Source organism: Exiguobacterium sp. SH5S13, assembly GCF_004337085.1.
Taxonomy (GTDB): domain Bacteria; phylum Bacillota; class Bacilli; order Exiguobacteriales; family Exiguobacteriaceae; genus Exiguobacterium; species Exiguobacterium aurantiacum_A.
In genome coordinates this window covers 56,391-73,631 of sequence record NZ_SJUS01000007.1, presented here as the reverse complement: position 1 = coordinate 73,631, position 17,241 = coordinate 56,391, and the positions used below count along the sequence as shown (strand labels likewise).

Genomic DNA, 17,241 nt, shown 5'->3' with positions numbered 1-17,241 from the left:
GGAATCGCTGTTGTCTGTTAAGCGCGTACTTCTGCGCCATATTCGATTTTGACTGCTTCGATGATTGCATCATACGACGCTGTCACTTCCTCATCAAGAAGTGTACGCGTCGGATCTTGATATTTGAGCGAGAAGGCAATCGACTTCTCCGTTTCACCGACGTTATCGCCCGTGTAGACGTCGAACAGAGCGAGCTCGATCAAGAGCGGACCAGCCGCCTGTCTGATCGTCGCCTCGACTTGACCGGCCGGAATGTCACGCTTCAACACGAGCGCAAGATCTCGCGAAATCGATGGGGAACGTGGTACGTCTTGATAGACGAGCATCGCTTCAGACTTCAATGCGCCAAGGTCGAGCTCGAAGACGTACACTTCTTTCAAGCCGTATGCGTCTTTCGACACGGCCGGATGGACTTGTCCGACGTATCCGACGACGTTCCCTGCGATGAGAACGTTCGCCGTGCGGCCAGGGTGCATGTCTGAAATGACGGCCGCTTCATATGTCACGTCGATGCGTTGCGAGCGCATGAGTGTATCGACGATGCCTTTCGCGACGAAGTAGTCGACCGGGACGCGTGTTCCTTGCGAGCGGTGATCGTACCAAAGTCCTGTCACTACGCCCGCGACGCGTTCCGTTTCGCGTGGTAACGTCTCTCCGTGCTCTACGTACACACGTCCTGTCTCAAATAGACGGACGTTCGCTTGTTGACGCGCCGTGTTATAACGGGCCGCTTCAAGCAATCCCGGAACGAGTGACGTCCGTAGCACCGAACGCTCCTCGCTCATCGGCATGGCGAGTCGGACAGTCGTCGCTCCCTCGCCGTCGAACCGTGACGCATGAAGCTCGCTCGTGAGCGAGTAAGTGATCGCTTGTGACAAGCCCGTTCCTTGAAGGACGCGGCGCACTTGACGACGAAGTACGTTGTCTTTTGGCAGGTAGCCTTTCGACTGCGATGCTGGGAGCGTCGACGGAAGGCTGTCGTATCCGTATAGTCGCGCCACTTCTTCCGTAATATCAGCCGGCACTTCTAGGTCCGGTCGCCGCGACGGGACGTGAACCGTCAACGCTTCGTCTCCTGTCACGTCTAACCCGAGCCGCTTTAGAATCTGTTTGATCGTCGTCTGGTCGAGATCCATCCCGAGTCGATGGTTAATATAATCGATTGACACGTCAATCGTGCGGGCGTCGGACGCTTTGCTTCCAGCGATGACGGGTTCACTGATTGTCCCGCCGCTCACGTTGACGATCAGCGCAGCGGCACGGTCAAGCGCGAGGAGTAAACGTTCCGGATCGACTCCTTTTTCGAAACGGGCGCTTGAATCGGAACGAAGACCAAGCGTTCGGCTCGTCTTCCGGACCGAGGCCGGCGTGAAATAAGCCGACTCCAGGATGATGCTCGTCGTCGTCGCGTCGACTTCGGTATTCGCTCCGCCCATCACTCCAGCGATCGCGACCGGATGTTGTCCATCGGTAATGACCATCATCGATGAGTCGAGTGTGCGCGTCGCATCGTCAAGTGTGACGATTTCTTCTCCGTCCTGGGCTTGGCGAACCAAAATGGTACGGCCGAGCTTAGACGTGTCAAACGCATGGAGCGGTTGACCGAGTTCGAGCATGACGTAGTTCGTCACATCGACCACGTTATTGATCGGGCGCACACCTTCCGCGATCAAGACGTTTTTTAACCACTGTGGCGACTCGCCAATCGTTACCCCGTCGACGCGTCGCGTCGCGTAGTATGTGCAGTTGTCTGTCTCGAGTCGAACAGACACGTCGTTCGGTGTATCCGTTTCGACATCGGCTGCTGGCAACGTATACGGGCGTTCTAAAATCGCCGCGACTTCATGAATGATGCCGTATAGGCTAAGGCAGTCCGAACGGTTCGGCGTCAATCCGAGTTCAATCACTTCGTCATCGAGATCGAGCAAGCTGATGACGTCCGCTCCGACTTCAACTTCTTCCCGGAACGTATGGATGCCGTCCTGTTCGTCTTCGCGAATCTGTTTTTTCTCGAAACCGAGTTCTTCGAGCGAACAGATCATGCCTTGCGACTCGACGCCACGAAGTTTTGCTTTTTTGATTTTAAGGCCAGGTAGTCTTGCGCCGACTTTTGCGACGATGACATGTTGTCCGGCCGCGACGTTCGGTGCACCACAGACGATTTGGACAGGGCTGTCGTCACCGACGTCGACCGTCGTCACGCTCAACTTGTCCGCCTCTGGATGTTTCGCGCATGAGAGGACGTGTCCGACGACAAGACCTTTCAATCCTTCAGAGCGGTCTGTCACACTCTCGACTTCAATCCCGTTTTTCGTGATCAAATCGCCTAACGCTTGCCCGCTCAAGTCTGAGACGTCGATATATTGGTTCAACCATTTTTTCGATAATAACATGTATGATCCTCCTTAGAATTGCTCGATGAAACGTAAGTCGTTTGTATAGAAGTGACGAATATCATCGACACCGTGTTTGAGCATCGCCATCCGTTCGACACCGATCCCGAAAGCAAAGCCAGACATTTTCGTCGCGTCGTAGCCCGCCATCTCGAGGACGCGCGGATGGACCATCCCGCCTCCAAGAATTTCAATCCACCCTGTCCCTTTACAGACGTTACAGCCTTTGCCGCCACACTTGAAGCATGAGATATCGACTTCAACGGACGGCTCTGTGAACGGGAAGAAACTTGGACGAAGCCGGATTTCTCGTGTCTCACCGAACAGTTGCTTGACGAACACTTCAAGCGTGCCTTTCAAGTCGGCCATCGAGATATGCTCATCGACGACAAGTCCCTCGATTTGCATGAACTGGTGTGAATGGGTCGCATCATCTTCGTCGCGACGGTACACTTTGCCCGGACAAATGATGCGAATCGGTTTCCCGTCCGCATCGAGCATCGTCCGTGCTTGCACCGGCGACGTATGCGTCCGCAGCAGCGTCTCGTCCGTGATGTAGAACGAGTCCTGCATGTCACGTGCCGGATGATCTTTCGGCAAGTTCAGCATTTCAAAGTTGTACAGATCGGTTTCGACTTCCGGGCCTTCGGCAATCGTATACCCGAGACCGACGAACAAGTCTTCCATCTCGTCGACGATTTGTTGCAGCAAGTGGCTATGTCCCGGAAGTGCCGTTCGACCAGGGAGCGTGACGTCGATCGTCTCGGCTGCGAGTTTCGCTTCGAGCTCGACCGCCTTCACGTCCTCGATCCGTGCCTCTAACACCTCTTGAATCGTCGTTCGCACCGTGTTGGCGAGTTCACCGACGACCGGGCGCTCTTCGGCGGACAACTTGCCCATCCCGCGCAATACTTCGGTCATCGGGCCTTTTTTACCTAAATACTTAATCCGGACGTCGTTCAACGTTTTTTGTGATGACGCCGTTTCAATTTCTTGAAGGGCCTCACGTTGTAATTGTTCTAACTGTTCTTTCATCAATGTTTCCTCCTCTACAAAAAAAGTCCCTTCAGTCGATGACTGAAGGGACGAATAAACGCGGTACCACCCTACTTGGCCGATCAGGCCCACTTGAGAGCATCGGTATCGGGATGCCAGTTCGGTGTTGTCTCCAACACGACTCCAGAGTGAATTCAGCGCCGACCTCGGCATCGGCTCTCAATCTAGGCCGATGCTCCCTGTGCTCGTTCGGGGGTTCGCGTACTATGCTCTTTCAACGTCTTACCTATATTGTTCGATGTTTCTAAACTATCACGATTCTCAAGCGGTGACAAGATTATTGTAGCGCGATGCGATACATGAGAATGCCGGCGGCGACTGCCGCGTTCAATGATTCGGCTTCTCCGATTACAGGAATGTGGACACGTGTGTCACAAAGGGCGAGCACGTCGTCATGGACGCCTTGCGCTTCATTCCCGATGACAAGCGCGACTTGATCGTTGAACGCGACTTGGTCGTATGACTTCGCTTTCGAAAGTGCCGTCCCATAGACGTGAAACCCTAAACTTTTCAGTTCCGGCAACGTGTCGAGCAAGTCGACCGATTGAATGTTCACATGGAACAACGATCCTTGCGTCGCCCGTACGACTTTGGCATTGAACGGGTCGACCGTACCTTTACCGAGAAACACGGTATCAAAGCCGGCCGCGTCTGCTGTCCGAATCATTGTCCCGAGGTTACCCGGATCTTGAATGCGGTCAAGGACGAGCACATGCTTCATCTTGCGTTCGACTGGCGTCATCTTGACGACAGCGAACACCCCTTGCGTCTTTTCTGTTTCTGATAACAGATCGGCGACATGGTCGGACAGTTCGAGCACCGGCATCTCGTCTAGACGCCATGAACTTTTCGGACGATAAGATTCGCCCATAATCAATTGGACGAGTCGTCCGGCCCGAATCGCTTCGTCGACCAAGTGTTCACCTTCAACTAAAAATTGTCCAGACTCTTGTCTGCCTTTTTTCGTCATCAAGCGCTTCAAACGCTTAATCGTCTCGCTTTTCGTAGACGTGATTTTCGTCATATTATCCCTCTTTCAACCATTGAACCGTTTCGTTATCCAACCGCTTGGTGAGCGCCACGACTAAATCGATGGCCGCTTCATAATCGGCTTTATGGATGATTGACACGTTCGTATGCAAATAACGGACTGGAACCGTGAGCGCGACAGCCGGCATCCCGACTCCTGATAAATGGAACCGTCCGGCGTCGGTGCCGCCGCCTGGTGTCAAATCTAACTGATACTTAATGTCTTCTGCTTTCGCGACTTCGACGATCAAGTCGATGAGGCGCGGGTTCGTGACAGTCGTCGCATCAAAGAAGATGACTTGAACGCCTTCACCAAGTTTTGACAAACCTTCTGCCGGTGTCATACCTGGCGTATCACCTGGGATACCCGTATCCACGGCAATCGCGACGTCCGGTTTAATCAAGTTTGCCGCTGTGACGGCTCCACGCAATCCGACTTCCTCTTGAACCGTGGCTCCCGAGAAGACGGTTCCGGGCGCATCATTTTTCAGACGTTTGGCCGCTTCAATCGCGATCGCACATCCGATTCGGTTATCCCATGCCTTCGCCATCAAGAAGTCTTCATTTTTCATGACCGTGAACTCGCAATGCGGCACGACCGTGTCACCTGGACGGATTCCCCACTCGGCGACTTGTTCTTTTGACGTCGCTCCGATATCTAAGAACATGTCTTTGATCTCGACCGGTTTTTTACGAGCTTCGGCTGGAAGGACATGCGGTGGCTTCGCACCGATCACGCCTGGGATTTTCTCTCCAGAGCGTGTGACGACGTCCATGCGTTGAGCGAGCAATACTTGGTTCCACCAGCCACCGAGTGCTTGGAAGCGCAGGAAACCACTATCTTCGATGCGTGTGACCATAAAGCCGACTTCGTCCATATGACCGGCAATCATGACACGCGGTCCCTCACCGTTCCCTGTCACACGGCCGAACAGACTACCGAGACCATCCTGTTCGAACGCCTCGACGTGGGGCTCGAGATACTCGCGCATGAGTGAACGGACTTCCCCTTCGTTTCCCGGAACGCCAGTCGCATCCGTCAGTCGTTTTAGCATATGTAAAGTTTCATTCATCTCGTATCGCTCCCTTTCGACTCCATTAGTAGCCTTGATTTTGTCGCTCATGGTTGACTTCATTCTTCGATACATACGCCGTCAGAATCAATTTCTCGTTGAAACCTAGCGTATAGCCTAGTTCGAGATATGCCGCCATCAGCGTCTCGTACATCGCTTCTGTCTTCGACAAACCAAAATTCGTCACTTTTCGAAAGATATCTAAAAAAGCATCAGTCGCGTCAAGATACGAGCTTCCTGCCGGGAACGACTCCCGTTCGTATCCGAGGGCGAGTCCGAGTGACAGTAAGAAATGGATACCGTCAACGTACTCTTCTAAGATCACGTCTTGAGGCGACGGGCCTTTCGTTGACCAAAATTTAAAACTTCGGGTCTCATTGGCGAGTTCACCGAGTTCGACGAGTAAAGCGAGTAGCCGTTCATCGAATTGGTTGCCGGATAGTTGATGTTCTTGTTTGATCCGCTCATCTAATTCACGTTGCCGATCAAATAATGTTGTCCAGTTCACCGGTTGCTCCTCCTATTCTCCACTTAAAGCAGTACTAAAATCATTAAAGACCAGCCCACTGCTAAAATCAATACTTGTATTTGCATGCTTTTTGGGGCATGAACCGTCTTTTGGCGTGTCAAATGAAGTCCAAACAACGCTCCAATGGCTCCTCCGGCATAGGCGTATAGCACGTTGAACTTCCCTTCACCGTGCGTATACTGCTTCGCCTGAAAATACGTATAGACGTTTAAAGCGATGAGCGCCAACGCGACGATGGCCAAGATAGATTGATCCATAGCGTGTCCTCCTTATCTTCATCTTAAGAAATTTACGAGAAAAAAGAAAGCGCCGAGATAGAGTCTCGGCGCTTTCGATTGAACGATTACGCGTTCAATTTTGATTTAGCTGTGTTAGCGAGTGAAGCGAACGCTTGTGCATCCGATACTGCAAGCTCAGCAAGCATCTTACGGTTGATGTCGATCCCTGCAAGCTTGAGTCCGTGCATCATACGGCTGTATGAAAGACCGTTGATACGTGCTGCCGCGTTGATACGTGTGATCCAAATACGACGGAAATCACGTTTCTTTTGACGACGGTCACGGTATGCGTACATGAGTGACTTCATGACCTGTTGTTTTGCTACTTTAAATAGAATATGTTTCGAGCCATAATAACCTTTGGCAAGTTTGATTTGCTTTTTACGACGTTGACGAGTCGTATAACCGCCTTTTACGCGTGGCATATAGTTTCCCTCCTAAATTCCTTCTGTATTACTTCGCAATCATGTTGCGAATACGTTTGTAGTCTCCAGCTGATACGATAGCACCTTTACGGAGCTTACGTTTCGCTTTCGTCGATTTGTTACCGAACAAGTGACTTGTGAAAGCGTGTGAACGTTTGAGTTTACCTGATCCTGTACGTTTAAAACGTTTAGAAGCACCGCGGTGCGATTTCATTTTCGGCATGAGTATTTCCTCCCCACTATGACTCGATGATTAATCTTCTTTCTTCGGAGCCAGCACTAAGAACATGCTGCGTCCTTCCATCTTCGGCTTTTGTTCAACTATTGCCAAGTCGGCACATTCCGCCGCCAATTTTTCCATAACACGTCTGCCGATTTCCGAGTGTGTGATGGCACGTCCGCGGAAACGGATCGACGCCTTCACTTTGTTTCCATTTTCAAGGAACTTGCGAGCGTTACGCAATTTGGTTTGGAAATCGTTGTCCTCGATTGTAGGACTGAGACGTACTTCTTTCAATTGGATGACTTTTTGGTTTTTACGCGCTTCTTTCTCTTTTTTCTGGAGTTCGAAACGGTATTTACCGTAGTCCATAATTTTAGCGACCGGTGGGTTTGCTTTGTCAGCGACCAAGACGAGGTCAAGTTCAGCTTCTTCCGCCAAGCGTAATGCTTCACTACGCGATTGTACACCGAGTTGTGCACCGTCCGCTCCAATAAGACGAAGTTCACGGGCACGAATGTTTTCGTTGATAAAGAGCTCTTTGCTAATGGTTAGCACCTCCATCGTGCGATTGCACGAGTTTTAGATTTTTAAATAAGACAACATAGTAATAGTAACAAAAAAAGCGTCGGCAGTTTCCCGCCCACACATCATTGCGTACTCAGAACGGCAAGACACCGAAACTGAATTACGTACATGATGGACCTGACCGAACCGATTCGGACGAGGTGAGAAGCGGGCGCTTCTGCTTTGTTGTATTTACTCACTAAGTCATCTTAACACTAGCAGAAAAAGATGTCAAGAATTCGCGCATGAATAATTGATAGCTCGCACTTTTATGATAATAACAGTCATTCCGTCGTTTCGCAATACCTTTTCAAAGGGAATAAAATAAAAAAGGAGGCGATGAGGATGAACTGGAGAAAAGACGTGAAACAAGATCACGATTATCATGATCAAATCAAACATATCGTCCAAGAAACGATGCGTCACCATGAAGTGAACGACGCCAAACTTGAAGCTGTATTGACCGATCTGCTTGAAGAGATGAACCGCATCACGTTGAAGATCGTCGATGACCATGAGTCTGCTCGGGACTATATCCATAAACGTTGGTATTAAAAAGCAGAGCCTTCGCTCTCAGCTTGTTGACTAACATGATTGATATCGCTCGTCCTTCCGGCGCCCACGCTTTCCGCAGGCAATCCCGGAGCCGCATCGCGACTCACGTCGCTGCTGGGTCTCCGTCGGATTGCTTTCCTGCGGGAGTCGGGGCGTCGTCGGACGAGCAACGCAAACGGTCGCCATCTGGCGGCCGTTTACATAGCATTTCTTCAATTTTATGTCGGGCAGAGCGCCTCGAAGTCTTCGCACATAAAAAAAGACGAACCAGATTGCTTTTAGCGACCTGGTTCGTCAACAGCCTGAGAGCCTTCGCTCTGCTTTTTCGTTTAGTTCGTCAACGACTTGAAGAAATTACTGAGCGACTCAAACAGCCGCGCAAAGAAACCTTGCACTTCTTTCGTCTCTAGAAACGCCTGCACGTCTTGGCCCGTTCCTTTTAACCCATCACTGATCGCTGTCCAATCCAAGTTGGCTTGCTGCATGTTCTCGAACAACGTCGTCAGCTGGTTCAATTGCGTATCTGACAATTGAACGTTGTTTTGATTCAACACTTGAATGACGATATCACGAATTTCAATATTCGTCTCGGGCATTTGATTCGCGATTTCCGCTTTGATCTCATTCATCAGCCCGGCCACATCTTCTTGACCGACCGTCTTCCCGATTTCTGACGTGACCGCAAGTTCTTCTTGCGCGAGATTTTTACGTTCCTCGGTCAGTTGAATCCCGGTCTCGTCAGCCGTCTGGTCGTACGCCTTCATAATACCTGTCAACGCAGACGTCCCGGTCACACGGATCGGGGACGTGATGTAAATATCAGCGTCAGTGACCCCGGCCGTGACGAGCGCGTTCGCATACATATCTTCCGTCACCCACGTGACGTTCTCGGTTTGAATATCAAGACCTGTCCCCTCAGTCAGCTTGATGCGGGCCGATGAGTACATGCCGCCGCCACGTTGTGCCTGGGGTACGGCGTCACCTAAATACTTCTCTTCGTCAGCTGCAGTCGTGATAATCGGTTCGATTCCTGCCGGCGCTTCGACACGCTCGAGCACCCAGTCTCGCTGCTCTGCTGATAATGTCTCCCCGAGGGTGACGATTGTATCGTCGACGATCGCTTCGGCGTTTACTTTAGGAATCATGCTAGTCGAGACGACCGTCCCGATCGTCAGCGCGATAATTGGTTTCATATAATTCAAACTGAATCACTCCTTTCTTCTACCATACGTGTTCTTTCATACATTGCGCATCCGTCTCTGGACCGAAAAGAAGACCACCCTTCCGTTGAAGGATGGCCTGCCTTTACCGTGAACGATTCGCGATTTCTTCAGTGAGGGACGTCAAGAACTCATCAAGCGTTGCCGACACTTGTTCTTGTTGACCGTAGCGACGGATGTTGACCGAACGCTCATCACGTTCTTTATCACCGAGTACGAGCGTCATCGGAATCTTCTTCATCTGTGCTTCACGGATCTTATAGCCTAACTTCTCATCCCGAAGGTCTGTCTCGACACGGACACCACGTGATAACAGTTTTGCTTTCACTTCGGCCACATAAGCATCATGGACGTGAGACACCGGGATCAATTTGACTTGGACTGGCGCGAGCCATGTCGGGAAGGCACCTTTGTACTCTTCGATCAAGTAGGCGACGAACCGTTCCATCGTCGACACGACACCGCGGTGGAGGACGATTGGACGATGATCTTTGCCGTCAGGACCTGTATACGTCAAATCGAAACGCTCTGGAAGCAAGAAGTCGAGTTGGACTGTCGACAGCGTCTCTTCTTTCCCGAGCGCTGTCCGGACTTGGACATCGAGTTTCGGTCCGTAAAACGCCGCTTCGCCATCCGCTTCGAAGTATGGAAGGCCGAGTTCGTCCATCGTTTCTTTCAATTGACGCTGTGCCGATTCCCAGATCGCATCGTTGTCGAAGTATTTCTCTTTATCGGCCGGGTCGCGATAAGACAGGCGGAACCGATAATCTTTAATCCCGAAGTCGGCATACACTTCTTGGATCAAGTGAACGATATCTTTAAACTCTTGCTTCATCTGCTCCGGTGTCACGAACGTGTGTCCATCGTTCAATACCATGTAACGGACACGTTGTAGACCTGTCAAAGCACCTGACATCTCATAGCGGTGCATGCCGCCAAGTTCGGCGATACGGAGCGGCAACTCACGGTATGAGCGCGGCTCATGCTTATAGATCGTCATATGGTGCGGACAGTTCATCGGGCGCAAGACGAGCTCTTCGTTATCCATCTCCATTTTCGGGAACATGTCGTCTTGATAGTGATCCCAGTGACCTGACGTCTTGTACAAATCGACCGAACCGAGCACCGGCGTATAGACATGCTGATAGCCGAGTTCGAGCTCTTTGTCGACGATGTAACGCTCGACCGTGCGACGAATCGAGGCACCTTTCGGGAGCCACATCGGCAAGCCTTGGCCGACTTCTTGCGAGACGAAGAACAAATCAAGTTCTTTCCCGAGTTTACGATGGTCGCGTTCTTTCGCTTCTTCAAGCAGACGCAAATGCTCGGCGAGCTGTTCTTTCGTCGCCCACGCCGTACCGTAAATCCGTTGCAACATCTTGTTGTCAGAATCTCCGCGCCAGTAAGCACCGGCGACGCTCATCAATTTAAAGACTTTCAATTTCGACGTCGACGGGACGTGCGGTCCCCGGCAAAGGTCAAAAAAGTCACCTTGATGGTAAATTGTAAGTGTCTCACTTGCCGGGATATCTTCGATCAACTCGACTTTGAGCGGGTCGCCGAGCTGTTTGTAACGCTCGAGCGCTTCGTCGCGCGTGACGACTTCACGTGTGATGTCGAGGTTTTCGTCGACGATCCGTTTCATCATCTTCTCGATTTCCGGCAAATCTTCTTCATTGATACGACGGTCCATCTCGATATCGTAATAGAACCCGTTCTCAATCGTCGGTCCGATGCCGAAATGAATCGTCCCCTCTTCGCCGTACAACCGCTTGATCGCTTGAGCCATCAAGTGAGCAGATGAATGGCGCATCAAGTCGAGGCCTGCCTCCGAGTCCGGCATGACGAGCTCGATTTGACCGTCGCGCTCGATCGGACGACGATAATCGATCAGTTCGCCATCGATTTTTGCGGCGATGGCTTTCTTACGAAGTCCCGGGCTAATCGAACCGGCTACTTCTTCTGCTGTGATACCAGCTTCAAACGCTTTGACTGCCCCATCTGGAAATGTCAATTGAATCATGTGTCTACTTCCCCTCTCTATTTGAAAAAAAATAAAAAAAGCCCATCCCTATGAAAGGGACGAGCTTTGATTCTCGTGGTACCACCCTCGTTCCCAAGCTGTAAGCTTGGCTCGAACACACGATAACGAGTGTGAATCGCCGCACGATTGACCCGTGCGGTGCTCCGAGGGAGTAAGTCGATCGGCGTGTTTAGGAAGCTCTCACCATTCTTCCCTCGCTTTGAAACCCGTGACGATGTCTCGTATCCTCTTCTATGCATCAGTTATATGGTTATTAGTATAGTCAACTCGTTCGAGAAATACAATCCTTTACCGGCGACGATTTTCGCCTTTCAGTTCGATCTGTGTCGTTGTCGTCGAGATCCGTTGCATGAGCCGCTGCGCTTTCATCTTGTTTTGCGGCGAGCCGTCAATCGAGAAGTGCGTCTCGAGCTCTTCGCTACTGAAGTTTGAGCTGTAGAGCGTCGGCAGACGATGCATCATGCGGTACTGTAAAATGATCCCGAACAGTTCGTCTCGTACCCACGGGCTGATCGCCTCGGCGCCGATATCATCAATCAACAAAATCGGCACGTGCTGAAACGAGGTCAAAAATGAATCGAACGAATCGGTACGAATTTTACGTTTCGCTTCCGAGACGAATCCTGGAGCGTGGACTAAAATCGTCTCGATGTCGGCGACTTTGAGTTCGTTGGCGATTGCGGCGAGCAAGTACGTCTTCCCGACCCCGAAACTGCCGTACAAGTAAAGACCGTTCACTTTTTGACGCGTCTTCATCCCCGAGACGAATCGCATCGCCTCACGGAGTGCGATTTTTCGGGCATCGTCCGAATAATCAAACGATTGAAAGCTCGCTTCCCGCACTTCTTCCGGTAAAAATAAGCTCTTGAACTTTCGATCCATCTCTTTTTGACGTCTCGCCTGGCGGTGAGCGACCGTCTCTTCATAGCGGATCGCAATTTGACCGAGATCGACATAAAGGACCGGCTGATGCCCGGGGATGACGGCTTGTTCATCGACAAGTTTCTTCCCGTCCATCTGCTCGGCATATTCGCTCAGTTTCGTAAATCCGACTTCGATCGCCGTCTCGTCGAGTTCTGGATGCGCCTTTAAAAATGTAATGACACCAGGGTGCTCGAGAGTTCGTCTGCGAATCGACTCGTACGCTTCCCGCACTTCTTTACGATTCATCATCTGGGCGAGCGTCTGATTGATCCGTTCCATGTCGCTCATCCTTTCTCTTTCAGTTCATTCAACAATTTGACGAGTTCCGCGTCATCTGGCACTGATGATTCGAGCGCCTCTTTTCGCTTCTGATCGTAAGACCGTTGCTCTTTCGCATCGTCTTCGAGCCATTTCGGCAACTCGGTCTTGTCTTTCCGACGCGAGCCGACCGTCGTACGCTGGACGTTCTCACGTTTTTGTTGCTTCTTCTCAATCAACGCGTCTTGCGTCGCTTCACGTTCTAATGCGTCACTCGCGTGCAAATAGCCCGCCGTCTTCCAACTCGTGGCGATGCGCATCACGTAATTCTCGCTGAGCCGCGTCTGTTTCTTCACTTCGATACAATAATAGAACAGAGCGTTGATCACACCTGGTGCGAGACCGAGTGTATCGACCATCTCGATGATGAGCTGTTCGTCACTTTTCGAGAGTTGTGGCGTCTTCCGAAGCGTCGATACGTACTGATGCGGGTGCGCTTCCTCCATGACCGTTGTGTCATGCAAATCGCCGACCTCCGCCTGCTCCGTCTCGTCCGACTTCACTTTTCGATGTCGCGTCTGTTTTTTCTTCAATTGTAATACCATCTGCCGGCAACCATCACGCTTCTCTTGTTCGCTGAGCGGTAAGTATGCTTCGTGAACGAAATACTCTTTTAGCATCTCGGCCATCGTCTCTTCATCAATTTGCGACACGTACGCGAGTTTTGTGATCGTCTCGTCTAACTTCTTCGTGAAGAAGCCGATTGGGAAGTTTGCCAGTTTTTTGACGATATCCATATCGAACGTATAGTTGATCTCAATCTTGGCGCGGTCCGGCTTCTCATAATTTTTTTGCGTGAACGCCATATGGTTGACCCCTTTGACGTCGAACACTTCGTTAAAGTCTTTCGTCACTTCGACGATGCCTGCCGGTAACGGATCGATGGTGAACCGTCCTTGCAACTGCTTGAATCGGACCTCTCCTACTTTATAGAAGAGAAAACTCGATAACAGCCCATCGTTTAGGAACGTGTGGGGCGCAAGCGGGACTCTCAGTTGATAGACGTATTGGGTGAGTCGCGCGTCTTTCGTCTTGTACGTCCGAACGAGGCCGATTGCCTCGAGCCGGAATAGACTGTCCGACAGTTCGTTAATCGAATAATCGAGCATTTCACACAAGGCGCTATGTGACATGTAGTTCGACTTCATTTTGCCCGGCTTCAATTCACTCCAAAGCGTTTGATACAAGGCGAGCGCCTTCACGCCGATGACGGGTTGATATAAATGATAAAGTGACTGATAAGACTCGCGATCAATGAGCCCAGTGCTCATGATCAATAGCTCATCAGTCCCGTAAAGAATCCGTTCTTTTTCCATAACGTTTCTCCCCTGAAAAAAGACGACCAGAAGGCCGCCCCTTTAGTTGGTCGATTTTTCTTGCTTCATTAATTCCTCTAACTCTTTAAAGAACACAGAGATGTCTTTAAACTGTCGATAGACTGATGCGAAGCGGACGTACGCCACTTCGTCGACGCGGGCCAGTTCGTTCATGACAAGTTCGCCGACTTGTTCACTCGGGATCTCGGACTGGCCGAGCGCCCGTAACTGTTGTTCGACTTTCGTGACCACACCTTCGAGTTGCTCGAGTGTGACCGGTCGTTTCTCACAGGCGCGAATGATCCCGCGCAGAACTTTCTCTCGACTGAACTCTTCGCGGTTCCCGTCTTTTTTGACGATGATGAGCGGCGTTTGTTCAACCGTTTCAAACGTCGTGAAGCGATAGCCGCACTTTTCACATTCGCGACGGCGTCGAATCGAATAATAATCTTGGACTGGTCGGGAGTCGAGCACCCTCGTTCCGTTATGATCACATTTAGGACAACGCATGCTCAGCCCTCCTTATCGTTCGACAGATTGATTCCCGATGGCACGGAGTGGGAACTTATTTTGTAAAGCATCATAATACGAAGCGACAACTTGTTTCAGGTCAGGACCGAGCATTTGTTCACGATTCATCGTGAAATCGACGGCGGTCCGCCCTCCGTCCACTTGAACGACTGTGGCCAACGCGTCCCAACCGTCACCGTAAAAGGCGAGCTCGCCTCGCTCGGCGTCGATTCGGCGCACCGTCTGCCCTTCCGTTTTAATTCGTTCATCTAACCATGTCAGGACTGCGTTCGGCGACGTCGCGAAATAGCGCGTGCGCAACGCCTCATTTTTATGCGTATCATCCGTTTGGATATGTGTTTGAAACTTGTCTAGTAATCCCATTGTCCACCTCGGCACCTAATTTATATACGTTAAGCATATCAAAATTAACGACTTAACAAAACAATTAAAAGGGCTGGCCGAAAATCGGCCAGCCCCAAAAGGTCAATCGGATTATTTGTTGATCGCCACTTGTGCTTCTGGAACACGAATCGGTCCCATACCGCGGTCAAGTTTGACGTCTTCGCGAACTTTCGCTTCCAAGCCTTCAGCAATGTATTGTGAAGCTGTCGCTGGATCGATCCGGTCCCCACATGTGAACACATCGACTGATGCGTAACCATGCTCTGGGAAACTGTGAATCGTTAAATGTGATTCTGAAATGATAACGACCCCACTCACACCATGCGGCGCGAATTTGTGGAAAGCGACTTCGCGGACTTCAGCGCCCGAGCGAAGTGCTGCATCGACGAACAAGCGCTCGATGTAGTCGATATCGTTCAATTTGTCGGGATTGCACTCCCAAAGTTCTGTAATAATGTGACGTCCCATAGTATCCATATTAGTGGATCCCCCTTTACATCAATGGTCTCAAAGTAGTTGATGATCACTCACTTTGTGCCTGAATCGCCCACAACCACGGGGGCAAGTTAGTCCTAAGAGGTCCTAACCCTTTAAGTTGCGTTTGTCAGACCAATTGAAGTTCACGAGATTGAGTGTATCTCGTTTAGGACGTCGATACAAGCTATTTGTTTGAATTCGTCAAAATATTTTTGACGAAATATATTTTTCTCAAGCGTGCGTTTCTTGTTGGCCGATTTGAAGGTAGCTCGCCACCATATCCAAAAGATCGACGACGCGGCACGAATAGCCCCATTCGTTGTCATACCAAGCGAGCACTTTGACGTGGTTGCCGCCGAGCACCATCGTCGAATCCGCATCGATAATCGAGGAGCGCTCGTCTCCATTAAAGTCGATTGAGACGAGCGGTTCGTTCGAGACACCGAGAATTCCGGTCATTTCTCCGTAAGCGGCCCGTTCGAACGTTTCGTTCACCTCGGCGGCCGTGACATCACGACGCAGCTCGACGACGAGATCGACGAGCGAGACGTTCGGCGTCGGGACGCGGAGCGCCATCCCGTTCAACTTGCCTCGCAGCTCGGGAAGCACAAGGCCAATCGCCTTGGCTGCCCCGGTCGACGTCGGTATAATCGAGCCACCACAAGCCCGGGCCCGGCGTAAATCTTTATGTGGATTGTCGATATTGTTCTGGTCGTTCGTGTAGGCGTGTACGGTCGTGACAAGTCCTGTCTCGATGCCGAACGTCGAATCGAGCACTTTGACGACAGGTCCGAGGCAGTTCGTCGTACAAGAGGCGTTTGAGATGATATGGTCTTGCTCCGGCATATACTCGCGATCATTGACCCCCATCACAATCGTCCGTAAGTCGCCTTTTCCCGGCGCCGTCAAAATGACTTTCTGCGCCCCGGCCGTCAAATGCTTGCGCGCCCCGACGTCCGAATTGAATTTCCCCGTCGCCTCAACGACGATCTCGACATCTAGTTCTTTCCATGGTAATCGTTCCGGATCACGCTCTGCGATTAACCGAATCTGTTTCCCGTCGACAACGAGCATATCCCCATGCGCCCGAACAGTGAGCTCAAACGGCCCATGGACCGTATCGTGCTTGATTAAGTGAGCAAGCGTCTCCGCCGGATAACTCGCATTGATCGCCACGACGTCGTGACGCCCTTCAATCATCAATTTACGAAACACCATTCTCCCGATTCGTCCAAACCCGTTGATTGCAACTTTCGTCCCCATTCCAGTTCCCCCTTTTTTCTGCGTTACGACACCATTATAACGGAAAAATGGAAGCGTTTTCACTATGTATCGTCACATTTTTATCACTTTTTTACAGTTTCGTTTTTGAAAAAGAGGGAAATTTGGTGTAGAGCTTTGGAAAGGAGCTACGTTATATGTTTGATTGGACAGACTTAGACCAATTTGTCATCTCGTTTTTTATCATCTTACCGATTGTGACAATTATCCATCAATTCGGTCATTTCTTTTTTGCGAAATTATTCGGGGGATCACTAGATATGGAGATCGGGACCGGGAAGAAACTATTCAAGGTCGGGCGCATGCAGTTTAACCGCGTCTACTTCTATGACGCCTGGTGCCAATTCTCAGACTTGAAATACAGTAATCGCTTGACGAGGAGTATCGTCTACGCGGGCGGATCGATCTTCAATCTATCGAGTATCTTGATTGTGAACGGGTTTATCCTGACACGGGAGATTGAACCGACCCTCTACACGTATCAGTTCGCCTATTTCTCGTTTTACTATGTGTTCTTCTCGCTCTATCCGATCTATTACTCGAACGGACATCCAAGCGACGGGCGCGCCATTTTCGACACATGGAAAAAAGGGGGACCGGACTCAGACCCGCTCAACTGAA

General features: G+C 50.8%; 19 protein-coding genes. 2 read left to right on the top strand and 17 right to left on the bottom strand.

From position 1 onward, the window contains the following. Positions 1-17: 17 nt before the first annotated feature. From pheT to infC, 9 genes are all read right to left on the bottom strand, one after another. On the bottom strand, positions 18-2,393 hold the full coding sequence (gene pheT, locus EVJ30_RS05875) for a phenylalanine--tRNA ligase subunit beta (protein WP_131457974.1): 2,376 nt from the start codon (positions 2,391-2,393) through the stop codon (positions 18-20). 12 nt (positions 2,394-2,405) lie between these two features. Further along, complete coding sequence (pheS, locus tag EVJ30_RS05870) at positions 2,406-3,428, bottom strand: phenylalanine--tRNA ligase subunit alpha (RefSeq protein WP_131457973.1); 1,023 nt, start codon at positions 3,426-3,428, stop codon at positions 2,406-2,408. A 298-nt stretch (positions 3,429-3,726) separates the two neighbouring features. Continuing rightward, complete coding sequence (locus EVJ30_RS05865) at positions 3,727-4,473, bottom strand: TrmH family RNA methyltransferase (RefSeq protein WP_070326956.1); 747 nt, start codon at positions 4,471-4,473, stop codon at positions 3,727-3,729. 1 nt (position 4,474) lies between these two features. Beyond that, positions 4,475-5,551: a M42 family metallopeptidase gene (locus EVJ30_RS05860; RefSeq protein ID WP_131457971.1), complete on the bottom strand. Its 1,077-nt coding sequence runs from the start codon at positions 5,549-5,551 to the stop codon at positions 4,475-4,477. A 25-nt stretch (positions 5,552-5,576) separates the two neighbouring features. Then, entirely contained in the window at positions 5,577-6,059 is a 483-nt protein-coding gene (locus EVJ30_RS05855) for a dUTP diphosphatase (protein WP_131457970.1), read from the bottom strand. 23 nt (positions 6,060-6,082) lie between these two features. Next, positions 6,083-6,337, bottom strand: coding sequence for a hypothetical protein (locus EVJ30_RS05850; protein WP_070326953.1), 255 nt, complete (start codon positions 6,335-6,337; stop codon positions 6,083-6,085). A gap of 86 nt (positions 6,338-6,423) precedes the next feature. After that, positions 6,424-6,783, bottom strand: coding sequence for a 50S ribosomal protein L20 (rplT, locus tag EVJ30_RS05845; protein WP_016508086.1), 360 nt, complete (start codon positions 6,781-6,783; stop codon positions 6,424-6,426). A gap of 28 nt (positions 6,784-6,811) precedes the next feature. Continuing rightward, the gene (rpmI, locus tag EVJ30_RS05840; RefSeq protein WP_016508031.1) at positions 6,812-7,006 is read right to left on the bottom strand and encodes a 50S ribosomal protein L35; all 195 of its coding nucleotides are present in this window, start codon (positions 7,004-7,006) and stop codon (positions 6,812-6,814) included. 30 nt (positions 7,007-7,036) lie between these two features. Beyond that, positions 7,037-7,567 carry a translation initiation factor IF-3 gene (gene infC / locus EVJ30_RS05835; protein WP_131457969.1) on the bottom strand — a complete coding sequence of 177 codons (531 nt, stop codon included), beginning with the start codon at positions 7,565-7,567 and terminating at the stop codon, positions 7,037-7,039. A 348-nt stretch (positions 7,568-7,915) separates the two neighbouring features. Between infC and EVJ30_RS05830 the strand changes: the two genes are divergently transcribed. Beyond that, positions 7,916-8,125: a hypothetical protein gene (locus tag EVJ30_RS05830; RefSeq protein ID WP_131457968.1), complete on the top strand. Its 210-nt coding sequence runs from the start codon at positions 7,916-7,918 to the stop codon at positions 8,123-8,125. Positions 8,126-8,454: 329 nt separating this feature from the next. Here the strand turns inward: EVJ30_RS05830 and EVJ30_RS05825 are convergent, their stop codons facing one another. The 8 genes from EVJ30_RS05825 to EVJ30_RS05790 all read right to left on the bottom strand — a co-directional run bounded on the left by EVJ30_RS05825 (position 8,455) and on the right by EVJ30_RS05790 (position 16,602). Next, on the bottom strand, positions 8,455-9,318 hold the full coding sequence (locus EVJ30_RS05825; RefSeq protein ID WP_131457999.1) for a DUF1002 domain-containing protein: 864 nt from the start codon (positions 9,316-9,318) through the stop codon (positions 8,455-8,457). 112 nt (positions 9,319-9,430) lie between these two features. Continuing rightward, on the bottom strand, positions 9,431-11,368 hold the full coding sequence (gene thrS / locus EVJ30_RS05820; RefSeq protein WP_131457967.1) for a threonine--tRNA ligase: 1,938 nt from the start codon (positions 11,366-11,368) through the stop codon (positions 9,431-9,433). A gap of 309 nt (positions 11,369-11,677) precedes the next feature. Next, positions 11,678-12,592 carry a primosomal protein DnaI gene (dnaI, locus tag EVJ30_RS05815; RefSeq protein ID WP_070326949.1) on the bottom strand — a complete coding sequence of 305 codons (915 nt, stop codon included), beginning with the start codon at positions 12,590-12,592 and terminating at the stop codon, positions 11,678-11,680. Between the two features lie 5 nt (positions 12,593-12,597). After that, on the bottom strand, positions 12,598-13,947 hold the full coding sequence (locus EVJ30_RS05810) for a DnaD domain protein (RefSeq protein ID WP_131468358.1): 1,350 nt from the start codon (positions 13,945-13,947) through the stop codon (positions 12,598-12,600). A 42-nt stretch (positions 13,948-13,989) separates the two neighbouring features. Next, positions 13,990-14,457, bottom strand: a complete 468-nt coding sequence (gene nrdR, locus EVJ30_RS05805; protein WP_131457965.1) for a transcriptional regulator NrdR — start codon at positions 14,455-14,457, stop codon at positions 13,990-13,992. A gap of 12 nt (positions 14,458-14,469) precedes the next feature. Next, complete coding sequence (locus EVJ30_RS05800; protein WP_131457964.1) at positions 14,470-14,841, bottom strand: hypothetical protein; 372 nt, start codon at positions 14,839-14,841, stop codon at positions 14,470-14,472. A gap of 111 nt (positions 14,842-14,952) precedes the next feature. Next, positions 14,953-15,339, bottom strand: coding sequence for an adenosylmethionine decarboxylase (gene speD, locus EVJ30_RS05795; protein ID WP_114167243.1), 387 nt, complete (start codon positions 15,337-15,339; stop codon positions 14,953-14,955). A 231-nt stretch (positions 15,340-15,570) separates the two neighbouring features. Then, the gene (locus EVJ30_RS05790) at positions 15,571-16,602 is read right to left on the bottom strand and encodes a glyceraldehyde-3-phosphate dehydrogenase (RefSeq protein ID WP_131457962.1); all 1,032 of its coding nucleotides are present in this window, start codon (positions 16,600-16,602) and stop codon (positions 15,571-15,573) included. A 155-nt stretch (positions 16,603-16,757) separates the two neighbouring features. On the opposite strand from EVJ30_RS05790, the gene EVJ30_RS05785 reads away from it, so the two are divergent. After that, a complete protein-coding gene (locus EVJ30_RS05785; RefSeq protein ID WP_131457961.1) occupies positions 16,758-17,240 on the top strand; it encodes a site-2 protease family protein in 483 nt (160 codons plus the stop codon). Position 17,241 lies beyond the last annotated feature (1 nt).